Consider the following 21,535-nt stretch of genomic DNA (forward strand, 5'->3'; position numbering starts at 1 on the left):
TGCTGCGCCATGGTGCTTGCCATCTGTTGTCTGGTTTCTCCCATAAGGAAGTGTTTGATGCCTTCAGCTCCTCGTTTTCTTGAGCATTACCGCAAGGCCGATCGCATCATGCTTGGCCTGATCTGGCTGCTGTTTGTGTATTCGATCGGATTGGCGTTCTGGCACGACACCTTTACCCAGGCAATGCTGGTGGGCGGTGGCACTGCATTGGTGCTGACTGCACTGTATCGGGCCATAGGCGGCAGCCGTTTGATGCGCTGCTGCTTTGGCGTCGGCCTGATGCTCATGGCGGCCCTGCATATCAATCAGGCCCGGGGAGTGGTGGAAATCCACTTCGGCATCTTTGTATTCCTGGCGGTACTGACCTTCTACCGCGACTGGTTGCCGATCCTGGTGGCAGCCGTTGTCATCGCTGTTCATCACGTTGTGTTTCACGTCCTGCAACATTCGGGCTTCCCGGTGTATGTCATGCACCATGCCGGTGGCTGGGGCATGGTGATGGTGCATGCCGTCTATGTGGTGGTAGAGACTGCGATCCTCATGTACCTCGCCGTTCAGAACCAGGCCGAGGCTGTCGAGAATCAGGACATGCTCGACAAAATGCTCGCCACCGCTTTGCAGCTCACTACCGATGCGCGGGTTGATGAAAGAGCAGGCAGGGTTTCCCTTACTCAGCGTTTCGAGAGCTTTCTGGCGCAGATCACCGGACTGGTGGATGGCGTGGTACGTGACACCCGCGGCCTTGGCGAGCTGGGCCATGATCTGGCCAGGGCCAGCGGCACACTGGAAGCCGGAGCGCAGTATCAACTGACTGAAATCGCCCGCATGAGCGATGCGATGCAGCGCATGGGCGGCGCCATGAACGATATTTCCGGGCATGTCGCCCAGGCCGTCCAGCGTGCTGGTGATGCCCACGAACAGGTGGCGCACGGGCGTGAAAGCGTCGGTCGGGCGCAAACTGAAATCACCCGGCTTGCCGAGCGTATCAACACCACCGATGAAACGGTGCAGGCCCTTGCCGAGCAGTCGGAGCAGGTTGGCAAGGTGCTGGATGTGATCGGCAGCATCGCCGAGCAGACCAACCTGCTGGCACTCAATGCCGCCATCGAAGCCGCCCGGGCTGGCGAGCAGGGCCGTGGTTTTGCCGTCGTGGCCGATGAGGTCCGTAACCTGGCTCAGCGCACGGCTTCGTCCACCAAGGAAATCCAGGTCATCATCCATGACCTGCAACAAGGTAGCCGCCAGGCTGCCACGGCCATGCAGGACAGCCGCGAAGATGTCGGGCGCTGCGTCGAGAACAGCCAGCGCGCATCCGAATCGCTGCGCGCCGTGGGCGACGGGATCGGCTATATCACGCAACTCAACGGCCTGATTGCCACCACCACTGACGAGCAGTCCACGGCAAGTCGGGAAATCGCCGATCAACTGCGTTCGGTACAGAGCATCGCCGAAGACACCGCAGCCAATATCGACGTGCTGGCGCAGAGCAGCCAGCGCCTGCCACCGCTGGCCATGCGGCTTGAGGCGCTGGGCAAGACCTTCAATCGATAGGTTTCACGCGAAGACCAGTCCCGATGACTGCAGCAGTTCTTGTGTATAGGGCTGCTGCGGTCTGGCGAAGATCTCCCGTGAAGGGCCTTGCTCGACCACCTTGCCGTCCTTGATGACGATCAGGTCATGCGCCAGCGCATGAACCACTGCCAGATCATGGCTGATGAACAGATAAGTCAGGCCGTGGCGAATCTGCAGGTCGCGCAGCAAGGCGACGATCTGTTTCTGCACCGTGCGGTCCAGTGCCGAGGTGGGTTCGTCCAGCAGAATCAGCTCCGGCTCAAGCACCAGCGCCCGGGCAATCGAGATGCGCTGGCGCTGACCGCCGGAGAATTCATGAGGATAACGATGGCGGGTGGCCGGGTCGAGCCCGACTTCCTGCAGGACCCGGATGACCGCCTGCTCGCGTTCCTCGGCAGTGCCGATCCTGTGGGTGACCAGTCCTTCGGCAATGATCTGTTGCACGGTCATGCGTGGGCTGAGGCTGCCGAACGGATCTTGAAAGACCACTTGCAACTGGCGCCGCAAGGGGCGCATCAGGTGCTGACTATGCAGGCTCAGTTCCTTGGTGCCGAATCGGATGCTGCCTTCGGAGTCGACCAGGCGCAGGATCGCCTGGCCCAGGGTCGATTTGCCCGAACCGGACTCGCCGACGATGCCCAGCGTCTTGCCCTTGAGCAGTTCAAAACTCACCCCGTCCACAGCCTTGATGTAGCGAGGGTTGCGTTTGAGCCAGCCTTTGCTCAACGGGAACCAGACTTTCAGGTCCTGTACCGACAGCAGGGTGTTCCGATGGCTAGAAGGCACCGGCTCGCCGTCAGGCTCGGCGTTTATCAACAGTCGACTGTAAGGGTGCTGCGGGTGGTCGAACAGGGCCTGGCAGTCAGCCTGCTCGACGATCTGTCCTTCACGCATCACACAGACCCGCTGGGCTATGCGGCGGACCAGATTGAGGTCGTGGCTGATGAGCAGCAATGACATGCCCAGGCGCTGTTGCAGGGATTTGAGCAGTTCGAGGATCTTCACCTGCACCGTCACATCCAGCGCCGTGGTGGGTTCATCGGCAATCAGGAGGTCAGGCTCGTTGGCCAACGCCATGGCGATCATGATGCGCTGCCGCTGACCGCCGGAAAGCTGATGAGGGTAAGTCTTGAGCCGCGCGAGCGGGTCACGGATGCCCACCAGGTCCAGCAGTTCAAGCGTCCGGTCCCGGGCGGCCTTGCCCTTGAGGCCCTTGTGGGTGATCAGGATTTCGCCAATCTGTTTCTCGACCGTATGCAGCGGGTTCAACGAGCTCATGGGCTCTTGAAAGATCATCGCCACCCGGTTGCCGCGCAGGTTGCGCAGTTGCCTGTCACTGGCACTCACCAGGTCCACGCCGTCGTAGCGGATCGTACCCTGGGTGCTGACGGTCTTTGCCGGCAGCAGGCGCAGGATCGAGTGGGCCGTGACGGATTTGCCCGAGCCGGATTCACCCACCAGCGCCAGGCATTCGCCGCGTCGGATATCGAGGCTGACACCATGCACCACTTCGTGGCCGTTGAAGGCGACGCGCAGGTCGCGTATTTCAATCAGGGTCTCTTGCATGTCAGCTCCGGGGATCGAAAGCGTCGCGGCAGGCTTCGCCGATGAACACCAACAGGGAAAGAATCAGCGCCAGTACCACAAAGGCGGTCAGCCCCAGCCAGGGGGCTTGCAGATTGCGCTTGGCTTCACCGATCAGTTCACCCAGCGAGGCGCTGCCTGCGGGCATGCCGAAGCCGAGAAAATCCAGCGCGGTCAGGGTGGCGATGGCACCCGTGACGATGAAGGGCAGATAGGTCAGGGTGCTGGTCATGGCGTTGGGCAGGATATGCCGCCACATCAGCGCAGTATCGGTCAGGCCCAGGGCGCGGGCTGCCTTGACGTATTCCAGGCTGCGGCCGCGCAGGAATTCGGCCCGTACTACATCCACCAGTGCCAGCCAGGAAAACAGCGCCATGATGCCCAGCAACCACCAGAAATTCGGTGAAACGAAGCCGGACAGAATGATCAGCAGATACAGTACCGGCAAACCGGACCAGATTTCCTGAATCCGCTGGCCGATCAGGTCGGTCATGCCGCCGTAGTAACCCTGTATCGCACCGGCACAGACCCCGATCACGGTACTGATCGCGGTCAGCAGCAGGGCGAAGAGGATGGAAATCCGCGCACCGAACAGCACCCGCGCCAGCACATCCCGGGCCTGCTCGTCGGTGCCCAGCCAGTTGTGGCTGCTTGGCGGGCTGGGCGATGGGGCTTGCAGGTCGTAGTTGATGGTGTCATAGCTGAAAGGGATCGGCGCAAACAGCATCCAGCCGTTTTTGGCGGCGATCAGTTGGCGTACATAGTCGCTTGAGTAGTCCGGCTCGAAGGGCAGTTCGCCACCGAAATCGGTTTCCATGTAGGTGTGCAGGGCAGGGTAATACAGCGTGCCTTCGTAGCTCAGCACCAGTGGTTTGTCGTTGGCGATCAACTCGCCACACAGACAGACCAGCATCAGCGCGAGGAAGATCCACAGCGACCACCAGCCCCGCCGGTTGGTCTTGAACAGCGCCATGCGGCGTTTGCTCTGGGGAGAAAACTCGAACATCAGGCGCTCCTCGCGGAAAAGTCGATGCGCGGGTCGACCAGCGTGTAGCACAGGTCGCCCACCAGCTTGATCAGCAGGCCGAACAGCGTGAACAGAAACAGTGTGCCGAACACCACCGGATAGTCCCGCGAAACCGCCGCCTCGTAGCTCATGCGCCCCAGCCCGTCGAGGCCGAAGATGGTTTCGATCAGCAGGGAGCCGGCGAAAAACACCTCGATCAAGGCCTGCGGAATCCCGGCGACCACCAGCAGCATGGCGTTGCGGAACACATGGCCATACAGAACCCGGTGCTCCGTAAGGCCCTTGGCTCGTGCCGTGACCACATACTGACGGCTGATCTCGTTGAGAAAGCTGTTCTTGGTGAGGATGGTCAGCGTGGCAAAACCGCCGATCACCAGGGCACTGACCGGCAGCACCAGATGCCAGAGGTAGTCCTTGACCTTGCCCCAGGCACTGAGGTTGTCGAAGTTGTCCGAGAGCAGGCCTTGCGCCGGAAACCAGCTGAGGTAACTGCCCCCGGCAAAGACCACGATCAATAAAATGGCGAACAGAAACGCGGGCGTGGCATAGCCGATGATGACCAGCGTGCTGCTCCAGACATCGAATGCACTGCCATGCCGCACGGCCTTGCGGATGCCCAGCGGTATGGAGATCAGGTAGGTAATCAGCGTTGCCCACAGTCCCAGAGACAGTGATACCGGCAGTTTCTGGGCAATTAGTTCCGTCACTTCGGCACCACGAAAGAAGCTGGTGCCGAAATCCAGCTGTGCATAATTCTTGAGCATCAGCCACAGACGTTCGTGCATGGGCTTGTCGAAGCCGTAATGCTCCTTGATCGCTTCGATCAGTGCCGGGTCCAGCCCACGAGTGCTGCGGCTTGCGGTGCCGGAGGCCGCCACTTCGCCGCCACCACCGCCGATCCCGTTGGGACTGAAGCCCTGAATGCGGGCGATGGCCTGCTCGACCGGGCCGCCGGGTGCCGCCTGTACGATCAGGAAGTTCACAATCAGGATGGCCAGCAGCGTGGGGATGATCAGCAGCAGGCGTCGAATCATATAAGCCAACATGTTACGGCTCCTTCGCGGCGGTGGTCTTGCCTGTCAGGGCCGAAGCCTGGGCATTGGTCAGTGCTGTCGGGCTGATCTGCCACCAGGTTTCCAGGCCAATGTCGTAGACGGGCTCTATCTCGGGGCGGCCAAAACGATTGGCGAACACCAGCGGCGTTCCCTTGGAGTAGTAGTTGGGAATCATGTAGTAGCCCCATTGCAGGACCCGATCCAGGGCGCGGGCATAAAGCACCATGTCCTGACGACTGTTGGCGGCGACCAGGCCGTCGATCAACCTGTCCACAGCGGGATTGCGCAAGACCATGGCGTTGGAGCTGCCCACTTGCGTGGCGCTTTGCGAGCCAAACAGGTTGTACAGTTCACGGCCCGGGGAAATCAGCGGATTGCCGTTTTTCGGCAGACTGACCACGATCATGTCGTAGTCCCGGGCGTTGAGCCGGTTGATGTACTGCGCCGAATCGATGCGCATGAAATTCAGGGTGATGCCGATCTGCGCCAGCGTTCGTTTGAACGGCAATATCAACCGGTCGAAGCCGCCCTGGCCGTCGAGAAAGCTGAAGGTCAGCGGTTCGCCCGCTGCGTTGACCAGCTTGTTATTGCGCGGATGCCAGCCCGCCTCGGCCAGCAGCTTCAGGGCCTGTAACTGTTTGTCGCGGATATAGCCGCTGCCGTCGGTGCTGGGTGGCTGGTAGACCTGTGTGAATACCTCATCCGGGACCTGGCCGCGCAGTGGCTCGAGAATCTTCAGTTCGGCTGCGTCCGGCAATTGCGTGGCGGCCATCTCGCTCTTGGGGAAGTAGCTTTGTTCCCGCACGTAGAAACTGCGCATGACCCGACGATTCAGCCACTCGAAGTCCCACAGCAACGATAACGCCTCGCGCACCCGCCGATCCTGAAAGACGAGGTTGTCCAGATTGAAGACAAAGCCCTGTGCCGAAACGGGGCGTTGCCGGGCCAGAATGTGTTTTTGCAGACGTCCGTCGTCGATGGCCGGGCCGCTGTAGCCGACGGTGTAGCCCGCCGATGAGAACTCCCGGTTGTAGTCGAAGGCTCCGGCCTGCAGCAGTTGCCGGGCGATCTCCGTGTCGCCGTAGAAATTCACGGTCAGGGTGTCGAAGTTATACAGCCCGCGGCTGACCGGCAGGTCTTTGGCCCACCAGTCCTTGACCCGTTCAAAGACCACACTGCGTCCGGCGTCGACTTTCGCGACCCGGTAAGGCCCGTTGCCCAGCGGTGCCTCGAAACCTCCACCGTTGGCAAAGTCTCTGTTCTTCCACCAGTGTTCGGGGAGGATGCGCATGCTGGCGATATCCAGGGCCAGCAGGCGGTTGAGGTTGTTCTTGAAGTCGAAGCGAATCTGTAGCGGTCCTTCCATGACCACATCCTTGACGTCCGCATACATGGGCCGGTAGCTGAAGCTGGCCTTGGTGGTCATCAGTTCAAAGGTATAGCGCACATCATTGGCGGTGACGGGTGTGCCGTCCTCGAAGCGCGCCTTGGGGTTGATGAAGAAACGAATCCAGAGGCCGTTGGGGTCCATTTCCATTTTTTCCGCGATCAGGCCGTACACCGTGTAGGGCTCATCCAGTGAGCGATAGGCCAGCGGGGAATAGACCCAGGTGTCGAGTTGAACCACGTTGATGCCTTGATCGACATACGGGTTCAGGTAATTGAACTGGCCGATTTCTTCGGCCGAGCGTGTCAGCGAGCCGCCCTTGGGGGCGTCCGGGTTGACGTAAGCGAAGTGCTGAAAGCCCGCAGGGTATTTCGGGGCTTCGCCATAGACCGTCAAGGCGTGGGTCGGCGCGGCCAGCAGTGCCTGCCCATAACCGTACAGAGCAACGCCCAGCAGCAGGCGCCTTAGAAAACGGGAGGTACGCAACATGATGGGGCTGTCCTTGTACGCACTGAATACTCATGTACTGCGAAAAAACCTCCGGCCGGGGAAGGTGGATGAAACCTGTAGGGCCGGAGGGGCGAAGCGCAACTCAAGGCGTGGCTCACGGAGCGGGTATGAGCCACGCCACCACCTCAGAAGTGATAGGTCATGCGGGCGAACAGCGTGCGGCCCAGCGGATCGGCATAGCGCGGGTCGTAGCCGGACTGGAAGTTGTAGGCCTGATTGGAGAACGGCGGATCGCGGTCGAACAGGTTGCGGACCCCGGCATCCACATCCAGCACCTTGTCGAAGGTATGCCCGACCGAAAGGTCCCAGAGCGTATACGACGCCACCCGGGCGTTGGTGGTGCGGTCATAGTCGTTGTAACCGCTGGTGAAGCGGTTGGTGAGGGACGCGCGGCTGTTGCCCAGCGACCATGTACCGGTCAGGACATGTTTCCAGCGCGAGATCACGCCATCGCCCTGAAAGTCCCCGACCTTGTCGGTGTAGGGGCCGTCGATGATGTTCTGGTAGTCGTAGCGGGTCACATAGGTGCCGGTCATGCCCAGGCCGAACTGGCCGTACGGCGTGTTCGGGAAGCGATAGTCCAGGGTGACGTCCACACCATTGGTCTTGACGATGCCCAGGTTCGCGTTGCCGGTCACGATATTGGCAATCGAACCATCCGGGTTGCGGATGAAGCGGTCGGCGTAGGTGGTGGGGTCGTCGAAGACGGTCGATTCAGGGAACGACTGAATCTGGTTGGAGATGTGAATCCACCAGAAATCCAGACCCATGGAAAGGTTGCTGACCGGCTGGTAGACGAAGCCCAGTGTCACGTTGCGGGCCTTTTCGGGAGCCAGCTCGGTATTGCCGCCACTGTTGTTGAGAAACTGCTGATTGCAATCGCGTCCGGCATTACCGCCAGGCTGCACGGTACCGCCTGCGCACAGGGTCGGGTCGTTGTAGTAACCCTGGGTGAAGCTCAGGCTGCGCGGCGCATAAAGCTCATACAGAGAAGGCGCGCGGAAGCCCTCGCTGTAGGCTCCTCTGACCACCAGTTGCTTGAACGGCTGGAAGCGGAATGAGTATTTGGGGTTGGTCGTGCTGCCGAAGTCGCTGTATTTGTCGTGACGAATGGCAGCACTCAGTTCCAGGCTGTCGAGGACCGGAACGTTCAATTCGGCGTATTGGGCCTTTACGCTGCGTTCGCCCGAAACACTGCCCGCCGCGTCTGCCCCCAGGCTGCTGACGTCATTGACGAAGGCTTCGTACTCCTGATGCATTTTCTCCTTGCGGTATTCACCGCCCAGCGCCAGGCCGGCCGGTCCGGCACCAAACCAGTCACCGATTTCCCGGCTGATACGGGCGTCGATACCGGCCACCCGGCCCACGGCGCTTGAGTACTGGCCATGGTATTCGTTGGCATCGATCAATGCCTGGCCTGCCGCGGTCTGCGGACCGAACGGGTTGATGATGCCGTTGGCCAGACCGGCGATCATGGCCGCATCGCTGACATAGCCGTTGGTGAGTGAGGAAATGACCTTGTTCTGGTTGTATGACGCGCCGACGTTGTAGTCCCAGCCGCTGACCATGCCATCGAAGCTCAGCAGAAAGCGCTGGCTGGTGTTCTGGTCGCTGGCACCCCGTGGCCCGGCTGCGGTTTCCCGCCATGCGGTATCGATGGGCTGTGTCGGGTCGAGCACGAAACTGGTCGGCAAGGGCGTGATGCCGTTGCCGGGGTAGTAGGGCGACGAAGCGTCCAGCGACAGGCCGGTCAGGGGGGCCGGGCCGATGTCGGTGTGGTTATTGTTGCGGGCCCAGAAGTATTCGAGGTTGACGTTGTGGTCGTCCGCCAGCTTGCCGGTGGCCTTGCCGAAAAAGGAAGTCTTCTCGGTCTGCGGAATCAGGTCGATGTATTCGCGGGTGCTGAAACGGCAGATGCCGTTGCTGGCGATCAGGCTGGGCCCGTTGCAGTTGCCGCCGGCCAGCGGATTCGTGCCATTGTTGCCCTGGTAATAGTTGCCGGGGAAGGCGGTCCCTGAGGTCTGGTTAAGACCGCGTCCCGGCACATAATCCCTGGCGAATGAGCGGTCGTTGGCATCCAGGTTCTGCTGCTTGTTGTAGTTGAAGACCCCCATGACATTGAAGCGGTCTTCTTCAAGGTCACCGAAGCCCCAACTGGCGCTCATGTCCTTGGTGGCTCCGCCGCCACTGTTGGTGGGGGTTTCACCGCCCAGGCTCAAGGTGCCGTCGGTCATGGACTTCTTGGTGATGAAGTTGATGACCCCACCGATGGCGTCAGTGCCGTACAGCGCAGAGGCGCCGTCACGCAGCACTTCCACCCGGTCGATGGCGGCAAACGGGATCATGTTCAGGTCGATGGCGCTGCCGTTGGGTGTGCCGACACCCGACAGGGCGTTGTTCGCCAGACGGCGTCCGTTGAGCAGAACCAGCGTCTTGTTTGCGCCAATCCCGCGCATGTCGGCGTAGGACGCGCCTCCCGTTCCGGCACCGACCGAACCGGCACTGTTGTTGATCGACTGGCTGCCGGTGATGCGCTGGACCATTTCCTGAGTGGTAGTCACGCCCTGTTTTTTCAGGTCATCGGCGCGCAGGATGGTGATGGGCACGGCCGTCTCGGCATCGACCCTGCGGATCGCCGAACCTGTGACTTCGACACGCTGCAACTGGGTCGTGGCGGGTACGACGGCGGCGCTGGAGGAGACGCTTGTACTGCTTGTGTCCGCATCGACGGCATCGGCCGCCTGAGCACCGCTTATGCCCATGGCCAGTGCGCAGAGCAGCACACGGGGATGGCGCCGTACCGCAATGGCCAGGGGGTTGAGGGTGCAACCGGGAAGATTCATCAGCATGGTAATTTCCGACTTATTCCAGACGTTATTGAAATGGCCTTGTGAGCCCTCTTTTCCCGATGCGGTTGTGCCCATCAGGAGTTTCACTTCTTCCTTTCCGGCAAGCCGCTCCCCTCCAGGGGCTTTGCGGCCCACGGACGAGCGTGCTCACGGGAGTGCGGTCAACAGGCTTCGCGCGGCGAAGCCCTCATGTCATTTCGAGGTCATGACGGATATCTTCGTAATGCCCGATCGCTCGATCGAGGCCATGGCCTTGGCCACCTGGCCATAGTTCACGGCCGTATCGGCCTGCAACTGGACGCGGATTTCCGGGTCTTTGGCCTTCTCGTCCTGCAGGCTTCTTTCCAGCAGTTCGGGGGCAATTTCAGATTTGGCCAGATAGAACTTGCCGTCCTGATCGACGCTGACCACCACCGGGTCCTTTTTCTCGGCTGGTGCCACCGAGTCGGTCTTGGGCAGGTTGACCTTGATCGCATTGGTCATCAGCGGTGTGGTGACGATGAACACCACCAGCAGCACGAGCATCACATCCACCAATGGCGTGACGTTCATTTCGCTGAGCACTTCATCGCTGTCCTGGTTGGAAAAGGCCATTAGCTTGCCTCCCGAACGGAGTGGTTGTGGCGGGTGGCGATGGGTTGACGCGTGACGGCGAAGGCGCTGCGCTGAGCGAGCGAATCGAAGTCATGGGCGAAGTCGTCCATGTCGGCCACGGCCAGCTTCAGGCGGCGCAGGAAGAAGTTGTAGATCAGCACCGCTGGCACCGCGACGGCGATCCCGACCCCGGTGGCAACCAGAGCGTGGCCGATGGGGCCTGCCACCGCTTCAAGGCTGGCCGAACCCGTGAGGCCGATGCTTTGCAGTGCCTCCATGATGCCCCAGACCGTACCGAACAGGCCGATGAAAGGTGCGGTGCTGCCGATACTGGCCAGAATGGCCTGACCGTTTTCCAGTGCCCGGCGTTCTTTCTGGATCTGTTGGCGCAGATTGCGTTCCAGGCGGTCGGAACGGTTGATGGTGTGGGCCAGTTGCTGGGTGGTACGAGGTGCGTCTTCGACCGCCATCGCTTCAAAGCCGCTGTTGGCGATACGGGCCAGTGCGCCCGGATACTGGGAAGCGTGTTCGGCCGCCGTCAGCAGATCCGGGGCACTCCAGAAGGCCTGGGTGAACTGTTTGTTCTGGGATTTCTGCCTCATGTACTGCGCCGACTTGATCAGCAACAGGGCCCAGCTCAATACGGAAAACAGAATGAGTGCCCAGAGCACGGCCGGGACAATCATGGAAGAAAGCGATGCGTTCATGGTTTACACCTCACCAGCTTGAATAAAGTTGTCGGTTGTTATCCGCCGGATCATTCCGGAAGCTTGAAGTCGATGGTCTGTGTCGCGAAGCCTTCGATAGGCGTGTCACCACGTTTGGCCGGGATGAACTTCCAGTTGCGCACGGCTTCCACGGCTGCTTCGTCCAGGACCGGTTTGCCGCTGGATCTGGTCACCTCAACACTGCCGGCCCGGCCATTGGCCAGAACCTTGATGCGCAGAATCACGCGACCTTCCCAACTGCGTCGTAACGCCAGACCCGGGTACTCGGGCGGCGGATTACCAAGGCTGGCGAGCCCTGAAACGGCTGCGCTTTCCTTGACCGGCGCCGCAGGTGCTGGAGGGGCGGGCGAAGGTGTCGGCGGTGCCGGGGTACTCGGGGCACTGGGCGCAGGCGGTGCCGGCGGCGCGGGTGGCCTTGGCTTTTGTACGGGCTCCGGTTTCTTGACCGGTTTGGGTTTTTCGACTTTCGGCTTTTCCACCGGTTTGGGCGGTGGCTTGACCGCGTCCGGGTCCTCAACCGGTTTTTCGGGCTCGGGCTCGGGGGGCGGAGGTGGCGGCGCAGGTGGCGGCGCAGGTGGAGGTGGCTCCGGAGGCGGCGCTTGCGGTGTCGGTGGTGTCGGGCTGGTCAGCTCAATCGTCATTTCCGGAACCTGGGGCGCAACTTCCGGAAGCTCGGCTTTGGCGGTCTGCATGTACCACCAGACCACACCGTGAATAAGTACCGAAGCGGCAATCAACAGGAAAACCTGCGGTTTATTCAGACTGCCAGGTCGTGAGGTATTGGCTGTAAACGGAATACTCTGCCATGCCGTGGGAACTTCACCGGGTAATGGATCAGAGACCGATTTCAGGGTTGCCGCATCATTCATTAAAGCTCCCTCGGAATAGTTGAAGGGCAATAAAAGTCCGTTCAAACATTTCGTGAATGTTCAAATACTGGAGGGCTGCACATTTAACAGGCGCACGGTTCCGTGGAGCTGCAAGTCAGGCTCAATCGGATAAAAACGGTTTACGGATTATGAAGATGGCATTGAGCGTCCTTTTTCTTATCGCGTACCCGAAGGTAGCGAGGGTTCCTGAAGGCTAGTTAGCAACCGCTATGCCAGAAACTTTCAGGAAGTGGTCTGTAATGGATGAAATAGAGCGGATGTCGCATTCATGTAATTTTTTATCGAATCCTTGGAAAATCTGAGCTGGGCCCACTGTTTATCAAGGGGTGAGGTCATTAAGTCGAGGGCGAAAGAATACCCTCTGTTTTTTCAGACGATATCAAAAAGACACCAGTTAAAATCCGGCTGACGGCATGCACCAATGTTGTATGAGTCGAGTCAAGTTGGTGCAGTTGATAATCAAGGGCTCACAGAAAATTCTCCTTAGTGAAAGATGATGTGTTTTTAAAATCTTTATAAAAAGCAGGAAAAGTCCGAGCGCCCACTCTGAAAGAGTGGTGGCTATTTGGAACTAAATGATGGATTGTCGGACGAAATCCACTTTAATCTAGTTGAATAATTGTTCTCGTCTGAACCTGCCGATAGACCGCTGATAAAAGAAAGTGCATGAGTCAAAAAATACAAAACGGGAACGTGAATACTCTCGTTCTCGGTGCACTAATGATTCAGGAAAAAGACAGGTCGCTCAGGGCGACAGAAGGTCCATGCAAGGACGAACTCGGTGGCGGAACGAGCGGCGGGGTAGAAAAGACAGCGAGCGCTATAGGGCACGAATGGATCTCCTTATCTGAAGAGACACGACTTTTGATCGGGTCTTTGCACTGTTTATGGACGCTGTGGCATCCGGTGACTGCACAGTGGTGCGCGATGGGCGCTTTCCATGCAGCAAAACCAGTGATTTTCTGGTACGAGTGTTCCACTAGGAAGAAATGTGCCAACTTGTGTCTTTTTGTAACGGCGGACATACAGATCGTCGCACAGGGGATACCAAGGGATCATCCATGAGGCAGACGACGGAACCCGAAAGACCCTGAGGACACTCACCAGCACCTAAACGTGCACGGAGCGCTCTGAGATGGTCAACTGGTTCGCAGGTATGCTGGGCAATATCAGTGTCAGATCGAAATTGATCCTGGGGTTTGTCAGCGTTCTGCTGCTGACGACCCTGATCGCTGCTTTCAGTTGGGTGGAAATCGGTATCCTGCGTGATCGGGGCCAGAAGCTGACGTCCATTTCCCAGCTCAACGAAATGGTGCGGGACATGCGTATTGCGCGGTTGACCTACGCCGTCCAGCCCAGTGCGGATCGAGCGACAGCCGTGCTCAAGGCTAACGACAATCTTGAAACCCATTACGAAGAAGTCAGGGCTCTGCTCAGCCATCCGCAGGATCTGGCCCTGATTTACCGGGCCATGGAGACGACCCAGCGCTACCGCAGTCATTTTCAGGATTTTGTCCGGGCTACCGAGATCCATGACGAGTCAAAGCTCAGGCAAGCCCAGAGCGGTCTGGATACCGAAGTGGCCAGTCTCTTCGACGCAGGCGGGCAGCTGATGATCAGCCAGACCTCCAAACGCGATGAAGATATTGCCGAGGCCAGGCTCCTGCTGATCGCTGCGACGGCTTTCGCGCTCATTCTCGGTGCATTGGCGGCCTGGCTCATCACCCGATCAATCGTGGGCCCGCTGATGGAAACCCTGCAGGCTGCCGAAAGGGTGGCCGCCGGTGACCTGAGCGCCGACATTCCGGTCAATCGCAAGGACGAACTGGGCCTTCTGCAAACCAGCATGCAGCGCATGACCGTCAATCTGCGCGACCTGATTGGCGGGATTCGTGACGGTGTCGTGCAATTGGCCAGTGCTTCCGAACAGCTCTCGGCAGTCACCGAGCAAACCACCGCAGGGGTTACCAGCCAGAAGAGCGAGACGGATCAGGTTGCGGTCGCCATGAACCAGATGGCTGCTACTGTTCAGGAAGTGGCTCGCAACGCCGAAGACGCTTCCCACGCCGCTATCGCCGCTCACGACGAAGCCCGCAAGAGCGATGAGGTCGTGCTTCAGGCCATCGACCAGATCGGGCGTCTGGCTGAAGAGGTCAATCACTCGACTGACGCCATGAACGACCTGAGCCGCGAAAGCGACAAGATCGGCACAGTGCTGGATGTGATCAAGTCGGTCGCCCAGCAGACCAATCTCCTGGCCCTCAACGCCGCCATCGAAGCGGCGCGGGCAGGTGCTGCCGGTCGTGGCTTTGCCGTGGTCGCCGACGAAGTCCGAAGCCTCGCCCAGCGCACCCAGGCATCCACTGAGGAGATCGAAGGGCTGGTCAGCAGCCTGCAGAATGGTACTCAGAAAGTCGCCGCGTTCCTCGGCAATAGCCTGTCATTGAGCAAAAGCAGTGTGGAGCTGACTCGCCGGGCCGGAACCTCATTGATGAGCATCAGCCGTTCGGTTTCCACCGTCGAACAGATGAACACCCAGATCGCCGCAGCCGCCGAGCAACAGAGCATCGTCGCCGATGAAATCAACCGCCGGGTTGTGAACGTGCGAGTGATCTCGGAACAGACCTTCGTCGCCAGCGGCGAAACCGCCATGTCCAGCACCGAGTTGGCCAGGCTGGGCGGCAGCTTGCAGGCGAGTGTCGGGCGATTTAGGTTTTGAGATGAAAGGCGTCTTATTCGGGCTGGTTCGGTTTATCGGCAACCAGCCCGATCCGTTTGCGCCAGAACCAGGTCAGCATCAGCACACCGATTACTGCAATCGGTGTCATCAGATAGAGCGGCATCATGCTTTTCGTGTACAGCGATACCCCGGCCATCAGCACCATCATCGAAACAGCCCCCATGACCTTGGCCCAATAGCGGGTGCGATAGAAATCCAGCCAATAGCGTTGCAGGTTCAGCCGCTGCTGCTCGCGTATGCGCTGGGATCGGGCTGATCGTTTTTTTACCTTCATTGCATGTCCATCCGTGGTTTGGGCGGGGCATTGTCTTGCGCTGTGCTCCCTCGTGCCTACACTGAGATCGTTTTTTCATAGCCATGATACGAAACGCGTCTGCGGCATGGCGTGGGATACACAGATGTTTTCATCGATCAGGGCTCATAAAGGTATAACTGGTGGCCTGCCCTGCGTATTATCGGGGGGTTGAGTCGATGAGCGGACCTGCAGAGCCTCGGTGTACAATCTCTCGAAGATCTGGCGCATGCAGAGATAGCAAAAAGGCATTGCAGCTCCCCGGTGCAAAACGCAGGGTAAGTGCTGAGCCATTCGTTTTTCGTAGCGATTGCCGATCTCGATGAATTCTTATACAGCGCCAATCAGAAAATATAGCGGAGCATGTGAAGTGAGCATGATGAAATGGATTGACTTTCCCAGTCTGGGCGATGAACGAGGAGGGTTGGTCGCTTTGGAAATTGGTATGGAAAAAGCAATACCTTTTGATATTAAGCGCGTTTATTACATCTATCGGACCGGCGAAGGTGTCAGTCGCGGGTATCATGCTCACCGTAACCTGAAACAAGTTGCTATCTGCGTTGCCGGACAGTGCCGGATGGTGCTGGATAACGGAAAAGTTCGTGAAGAAACCGTGATGGACAGTGCTACCCGAGGATTGCTGATCGAAAGTATGGTCTGGCGTGAAATGCATGACTTCAGTGACGACTGCATATTGTTAGTACTGGCCAGCGAGCATTATGACGAGTCGGATTACATCAGAAATTATGATCGTTTTCTCACGGAGATAAATAATGTCTGAGATTCACGCTCTGGCCGATGTCAAAAGTTCAAGCATTGGTAGTTCGACACGTATCTGGCAATACTCCGTGGTTCTGGAGGGCGCGGTTATCGGTCGTAACTGTAATATCTGTGCCCATACGCTGATCGAAGGCGATGTCATCGTGGGCGACAATGTTACTGTCAAATCGGGTGTTTTCCTGTGGAGCGGCACTCGCGTGGAAGACAACGTTTTTATTGGTCCTAACGCAACGTTTACCAACGATCCAATGCCCAGGTCGAAAGTATATCCCGATGCGTTTCAAGGCATAACGGTCAAGGCCGGGGCAAGTATTGGGGCCAATGCAACATTGCTGCCGGGTATCACCATCGGTAGTAATGCAATGGTAGGTGCAGGTTCTGTGGTCACTAAAGATGTGCCCGACAGCGCTGTTGTAGTCGGCAACCCGGCAAGAATTATCAGGTACCTGGACAAATGATCAGCTTTCTGGATTTGAAAAAAATCAATTCGACGATGCGTGACGAATTGATCGAGTCGTGCACCCGTGTCATTGATTCGGGCTGGTACATCGGCGGTAATGAACTGTCGGCTTTTGAAGAAAGTTTTGCAGCCTACAGCGGTAGCCGGCATTGCATTGGCGTTGCCAACGGCCTCGATGCGCTGAACCTGACGTTGCGTGCCTGGAAAGAGCTGGGGAAACTCAAGGATGGCGACGAAGTCATCGTGCCGGCTAACACCTACATCGCCAGTGTTCTGGCTATTACCGAAAATCGCCTGGTGCCGGTTCTGGTCGAGCCCGATGCGAACACTTACAACCTGTGCCCTGTCAATGCCCGGGCTGCGGTGACTTCCAGAACCCGTGTGCTCATGCCAGTCCACCTGTACGGGCAATTGTCCGACATGACGGCATTGATGGCGCTGGCTGAGGAAAAGGGGCTTCTTGTTCTGGAAGACTCAGCCCAGGCCCATGGCGCGAGCTTCAATGGCCGAAGGGCAGGGAGCTGGGGCGATGCTTCGGGCTTCAGCTTTTATCCAGGAAAAAACCTGGGGGCTCTGGGCGATGCGGGCGCTGTTACCACCGACGACGACGAGCTGGCGAAAGTCCTGCGCGCACTGCGTAACTATGGCTCCCATGAAAAGTACAAGAATCTCTACCAGGGTGTGAACAGCCGTCTGGATGAAATTCAGGCAGCCATGCTCAGCGTCAAGCTCAAGTATCTGGATGACCAGACAGCACGCCGCAGGGAAATTGCCAGGATGTACATGGAGGGTATCAACAACCCTGCCGTAGAACTGCCACTTGCCACCGGCACTTGCCCGTTGTCGCTGCACAGCCATGTGTGGCATCTGTTTGTCGTTCAATGCCGGCAGCGTGATGTGTTGCAGCAGCATCTGGCCGCGCAAGGTATTCAAACCATCATTCACTACCCGATTCCTGTCCATCAGCAGCAGGCTTACAAAGAGCTCAATGGCCACAGCTATCCGGTGACCGAGAAGATCCATCAGCAAGTCCTGAGTTTGCCAATGAGTCCTGAAATGACATCGGCTGAAGTCGAACTGGTCATCGCAGCCGTTAATAATTTTTCTTGCGAAGAGTGACTCAATGATTCAGTTGCTAGGCCGCCTTTGGAAGTGTTTTACACTCAAGAGAAAGCTGCAGTTCTTTGTGATCCTCGGGCTCATGGTGGTTGCATCGCTTGCGGAAATAGTCAGCATCGGAGCCATCGTTCCCTTTCTGGCTGTCCTGATCAATCCCGAGAAGCTACTGAGCCAGCCGCTGGTGGGTGATCTCTTTGCAGCCATGGGAATCGACTCTGCCAACGGGCTTTTATTGCCGTTGACCGCCATTTTTGCTGTCGCGGCCATATTCTCCGGTGTCAGTCGTTTTGTGCTGATGTGGGCGCAGAACAGACTGAGTTCGGCCGTCGGTGGCGATCTGGCAGGCGATATATACAAGACGGTTATTCATCAGCCTTACAGCAAGCACATCTCCAGGAACAGCAGTGAAGTGATCACTGCCATTTTCAACAAGGTCGATACCGTGGTGCGGGAGTTTCTTTTCCCCTCCCTGACCATTGTCAGCTCGGCTTTCATGATGTTGGCAATCCTTGTGATTGTCCTGGCCATTCAGCCGGTCGTCGCCTTTCTCGCCTTTGCAAGTTTTGGCGGGGTCTACCTGGCGGTTGTACTGGTGACCAGGAAGCAGTTGAGAAAAGACAGTCTGGTGGTGAGCGTCACTTCCGATCGGCTGCTGAAGTTGATGAGTGAAAGTCTTGAAGGTATTCGGGACGTGATCATCGACTCGTCTCAGCGCACCTATCGAAAGGACTTCGATAGCGCCGATTACAAGCTGCGTCGGGCCAAGGCTAATATCCAGATCATCGCGAACTCACCACGATTCGCTATCGAATCGTTCGGCATGCTGATGATTGCGATTTTTGCCTATTGGCTTGCGCAGTTGCCCGGTGGGCTGCTTGCATCCATTCCCATGCTGGGCGCGCTGGCGCTGGCGGCGCAACGCCTGCTTCCGGTGCTGCAGCAATCCTATGCTGCCTGGGCATGTATCAGTGGTGCGCAGGACTCCTTGCGAGATGTATTGGACCTTCTGCCAGAAGAGCGTAATGACGTCGAAATCGAAACGACGCGCATTCCGCTGGACTTCAACGATCGTCTGTCGCTGGATAATGTCTCGTATCGCTATGGGAACGATGCGCCGTGGGTGTTGAAAAACATCAGCCTGAATATTCCCAAAGGTTCGCGTGTAGGCTTGATGGGGGCCACGGGCAGTGGAAAAAGTACCCTGATCGATATTCTGATGGGGTTGCTGACTCCAACTGACGGTGTCTTTACGGTCGACGGTGTCGAGGTGAACACGGACAACAGTCGAAACTGGCAAGGGAACATTGCCCACGTGCCACAGCAGATCTTTCTGTCCGATGCTTCAGTGGCTGAAAACATAGCCTTTGGGGTGCCTTACGAAAATATCGATTTCGATCGTGTGAAGCGAGCCGCCGCCAAGGCGCAAATATCCGATGTCATTGAATCGTGGTCTGCTGGTTATGAGACTCCGGTGGGAGAGCGAGGTGTCTTTCTTTCCGGCGGACAGCGCCAGCGCATTGCGATAGCGCGTGCTTTCTATAAAGAAGCCAGCGTTATCATTCTGGATGAAGCGACCAGTGCGCTGGACAGTAAAACCGAGCAGGAAGTCATGCGCGCCGTCGATGATCTGGGGGATGGCACGACATTGATCGTCATTGCGCACCGCCTTAATACGCTGGAGACCTGTGATACTGTTATCGAGGTCGAAGGTGGAACGGTGGTAAGGTATGGCTCTTATGAATCCGTGTGCGGTGCCGTTCGTTAGTTTTAAATGAGCGGGTCTTCGGGGGCATGGTTTCGTCCGGCAAGACCTCGCTACGCATATCGTCGATGTTAGAAACATTCATGCGCCCTGCTTTGAAGCAGGGCGCAGGTGCATCTGCAAGGTAGGAAGTGGCCGCTGCAAGATGCGCCTGATAGCGGAAAAACAGAATTGAGTGGAAGTCTATCCAAATGGATGGGTTTACTGCTTTGAGAATCAGGGGACAGCGGTCAGAAATGCATGGCTATTTCAGGCTCTCCCCCGGCGGTTTACGTTGGAGTGGGTCATGAGTGATAACGTTGGCAGGGTGAGTGGGAAGGATTGCACAATCATTGTTAACTCCTGCGACAGTTATGAAGATGTGTGGCTCCCTTTTTTCTACTCACTCAAGGAGATGTGGCCTGACTGTGACTGTCGGGTCATATTGAACACGGAGCGTAAAAGTTTCGAGTTTGACGGGTTTCAGATACGTACATTGAAACTGTCGGCTGATGAAGCCAAGCGACCTTGGGGCTGGCGGTTACGCAAAGCTCTGGCCCTGGTGGAAACTGAATTTGTTATCACTCTGTTTGATGATTTCATCCTGGAGTCTCCCGTCAATCAGTCGAAAATAGCTGACGGCATCCGGGCCATGAAAGAACGCTCCGAAATCGCTGTTTTTTATTTCAGCAATATTCCTGGCGTGAACAGGGTTGAAGGCGAGTTTGACGGTTTTGAAGTGGTAGGCGCGCGAGATGACTACCGCTTGAATTCTGCGCCTGCTCTCTGGAGAACCCGTAAGCTTGCCGAGTTTACCGGTGAAGTTGACTCGCCTTGGGCGTGGGAGTTTTTCGGTAGCGCGCGGACTTATAGCGGCGGCGACACCTTTTACTGCGCCCAGATCGGCAAGGAAGATACGTTTGTCTACAACTACACGCTTGGCGGCGCGATCCGTCGAGGGAAGTGGGTGCCTAGCGTTATTACACCGGTACTGAAGAAGTATGATTTGCCGATAGACATCAATAAAAGGGGTGTGGCAAGTGAGTCTTTGTCTGATGGAAAGTACAGCTTGAAATGGAAAGTCGATTTTTTTGTACTCGGCTTCAAGATGGTTGGTTTTAAGGCGTTCATCTTCTTGTACAGAGTGTTGGCAAAAAAATTGAGTGAAGGTGTTTCTCGTGGCTAAGAAGAAATTTACATTTGGTGTTTTGACGTTTAATCACGAGCTTTATATTGTCGAGCACCTCGAAAGCATAAGATTTCTGATAGAAAGCTTCGGTGCCGACTACGATTTTTGTCTGGTTATCGCGGATGACTGTTCCCGGGACAAGACCATTGAGCTGGTCAATCGCTGGCTGTCTGTTCATGGTCATCTGTTTCATGATGTCAAGGTTCTGGACCATTCAAAAAACAATGGTACCTGCTTTAACTACACCCGTATCTGGCCTCATGTTGAGAGTGAGCTGTTCAAGATTACCGCTGGCGATGATGTCTACTCGTGTGTGAATCTTTTCGAAGAGGCCGAACAGTTAAGCACTCATGACTATTATTCAGGTCTGCCGCTGCTGTTGATCGATGGTGAGATTATCAATTCACCTTCGACCCTGTTCCATATCCTGGCTTCTGATACCATCTATAAAGACAAGCCGTTCATGGCGCGTCTGAAAAACATCAGCAGCATCAATACGCCCAATCTCTTTTGCAATAAAAAACTTCTGCTGAATGATGAGCTTTGCCAGTTCATCAATAGCTACAGCGTGACTGAAGACTTCCCTATGTTGGTAAAGACTGCCGAGCTTTATGGAAATGTCAGTTTTCACCAGTCCAGCAAAGTGTATGTGTACTACCGGCGCACATCAGGATCGACGTATCTTGTCAGGGGGTCGGACTTCGACAAGGACAAGCTGAATATCTTCAACCACATGCTCTCTCTGGAGAAAGGCTGGTTCGGACGTATTCTCTTGAAGAATCGCCTGTATTGCTACAACCTGGATAACGGGTTTTTGAAAAAGCTGCTCAATCTGAACTACTATGTTTATCTGCTTCGATTGGTTACACGACTCGTGCCAACCGTGAAGCGTTATTCCGAGTCGACTCCCGATGCAGTGCGCCACAAGTCCCACTATGAACTGGTCAGCAAAAGGGCGTCTGATTTTCATGCAGGGCACCGCCAGGCATGAGTAGGCAGCGGATGAGCTTGAAGTTTC

General features: G+C 57.1%; 17 protein-coding genes. 8 read left to right on the forward strand and 9 right to left on the reverse strand.

Annotated features, from left to right (window positions below):
- Positions 1-57 precede the first annotated feature (57 nt).
- Positions 58-1,551 (forward strand): methyl-accepting chemotaxis protein, encoded by a 1,494-nt coding sequence (locus tag KGD89_RS01345; RefSeq protein ID WP_025258029.1) that lies wholly within the window; start codon positions 58-60, stop codon positions 1,549-1,551.
- 3 nt (positions 1,552-1,554) lie between these two features.
- Here the strand turns inward: KGD89_RS01345 and KGD89_RS01350 are convergent, their stop codons facing one another.
- From KGD89_RS01350 to KGD89_RS01385, 8 genes are all read right to left on the reverse strand, one after another.
- Positions 1,555-3,138 (reverse strand): ABC transporter ATP-binding protein, encoded by a 1,584-nt coding sequence (locus KGD89_RS01350; protein WP_025258030.1) that lies wholly within the window; start codon positions 3,136-3,138, stop codon positions 1,555-1,557.
- 1 nt (position 3,139) lies between these two features.
- Positions 3,140-4,162, reverse strand: coding sequence for an ABC transporter permease (locus tag KGD89_RS01355; RefSeq protein ID WP_025258031.1), 1,023 nt, complete (start codon positions 4,160-4,162; stop codon positions 3,140-3,142).
- Positions 4,162-5,229: a microcin C ABC transporter permease YejB gene (locus tag KGD89_RS01360; protein ID WP_025258032.1), complete on the reverse strand. Its 1,068-nt coding sequence runs from the start codon at positions 5,227-5,229 to the stop codon at positions 4,162-4,164. Before KGD89_RS01360 ends, KGD89_RS01355 begins: the two co-directional genes overlap by 1 nt.
- Position 5,230: 1 nt before the next feature.
- Positions 5,231-7,114, reverse strand: a complete 1,884-nt coding sequence (locus KGD89_RS01365; protein WP_025258033.1) for an extracellular solute-binding protein — start codon at positions 7,112-7,114, stop codon at positions 5,231-5,233.
- Between the two features lie 146 nt (positions 7,115-7,260).
- The gene (locus KGD89_RS01370; protein ID WP_025258034.1) at positions 7,261-9,984 is read right to left on the reverse strand and encodes a TonB-dependent receptor; all 2,724 of its coding nucleotides are present in this window, start codon (positions 9,982-9,984) and stop codon (positions 7,261-7,263) included.
- 192 nt (positions 9,985-10,176) lie between these two features.
- Positions 10,177-10,578, reverse strand: coding sequence for an ExbD/TolR family protein (locus tag KGD89_RS01375; RefSeq protein ID WP_025258035.1), 402 nt, complete (start codon positions 10,576-10,578; stop codon positions 10,177-10,179).
- A complete protein-coding gene (locus KGD89_RS01380) occupies positions 10,578-11,264 on the reverse strand; it encodes a MotA/TolQ/ExbB proton channel family protein (RefSeq protein ID WP_038399729.1) in 687 nt (228 codons plus the stop codon). Before KGD89_RS01380 ends, KGD89_RS01375 begins: the two co-directional genes overlap by 1 nt.
- Positions 11,265-11,335: 71 nt before the next feature.
- Positions 11,336-12,175 (reverse strand): energy transducer TonB, encoded by an 840-nt coding sequence (locus KGD89_RS01385; RefSeq protein ID WP_074569051.1) that lies wholly within the window; start codon positions 12,173-12,175, stop codon positions 11,336-11,338.
- 1,156 nt (positions 12,176-13,331) lie between these two features.
- On the opposite strand from KGD89_RS01385, the gene KGD89_RS01390 reads away from it, so the two are divergent.
- Complete coding sequence (locus tag KGD89_RS01390) at positions 13,332-14,915, forward strand: methyl-accepting chemotaxis protein (protein WP_025258039.1); 1,584 nt, start codon at positions 13,332-13,334, stop codon at positions 14,913-14,915.
- A 13-nt stretch (positions 14,916-14,928) separates the two neighbouring features.
- Here the strand turns inward: KGD89_RS01390 and KGD89_RS01395 are convergent, their stop codons facing one another.
- Positions 14,929-15,210 carry a hypothetical protein gene (locus KGD89_RS01395; protein WP_025258040.1) on the reverse strand — a complete coding sequence of 94 codons (282 nt, stop codon included), beginning with the start codon at positions 15,208-15,210 and terminating at the stop codon, positions 14,929-14,931.
- Between the two features lie 394 nt (positions 15,211-15,604).
- Between KGD89_RS01395 and KGD89_RS01400 the strand changes: the two genes are divergently transcribed.
- From KGD89_RS01400 to KGD89_RS01425, 6 genes are all read left to right on the forward strand, one after another.
- Positions 15,605-16,009: a sugar 3,4-ketoisomerase gene (locus tag KGD89_RS01400; RefSeq protein WP_236249429.1), complete on the forward strand. Its 405-nt coding sequence runs from the start codon at positions 15,605-15,607 to the stop codon at positions 16,007-16,009.
- Positions 16,002-16,466 (forward strand): acyltransferase, encoded by a 465-nt coding sequence (locus tag KGD89_RS01405; protein WP_025258042.1) that lies wholly within the window; start codon positions 16,002-16,004, stop codon positions 16,464-16,466. The genes KGD89_RS01400 and KGD89_RS01405 overlap by 8 nt, the downstream gene beginning before the upstream one ends.
- Positions 16,463-17,587, forward strand: a complete 1,125-nt coding sequence (locus KGD89_RS01410) for a DegT/DnrJ/EryC1/StrS family aminotransferase (protein WP_025258043.1) — start codon at positions 16,463-16,465, stop codon at positions 17,585-17,587. The genes KGD89_RS01405 and KGD89_RS01410 overlap by 4 nt, the downstream gene beginning before the upstream one ends.
- A gap of 4 nt (positions 17,588-17,591) precedes the next feature.
- Positions 17,592-19,352 (forward strand): ABC transporter ATP-binding protein, encoded by a 1,761-nt coding sequence (locus KGD89_RS01415; RefSeq protein ID WP_038399730.1) that lies wholly within the window; start codon positions 17,592-17,594, stop codon positions 19,350-19,352.
- Positions 19,353-19,635: 283 nt separating this feature from the next.
- A complete protein-coding gene (locus KGD89_RS01420; protein ID WP_025258045.1) occupies positions 19,636-20,514 on the forward strand; it encodes a hypothetical protein in 879 nt (292 codons plus the stop codon).
- Entirely contained in the window at positions 20,507-21,508 is a 1,002-nt protein-coding gene (locus KGD89_RS01425; protein ID WP_025258046.1) for a glycosyltransferase, read from the forward strand. Before KGD89_RS01420 ends, KGD89_RS01425 begins: the two co-directional genes overlap by 8 nt.
- Positions 21,509-21,535: the final 27 nt, after the last annotated feature.

It is taken from the genome of Pseudomonas cichorii (assembly GCF_018343775.1).
In the GTDB taxonomy this organism is placed as follows: domain Bacteria; phylum Pseudomonadota; class Gammaproteobacteria; order Pseudomonadales; family Pseudomonadaceae; genus Aquipseudomonas; species Aquipseudomonas cichorii.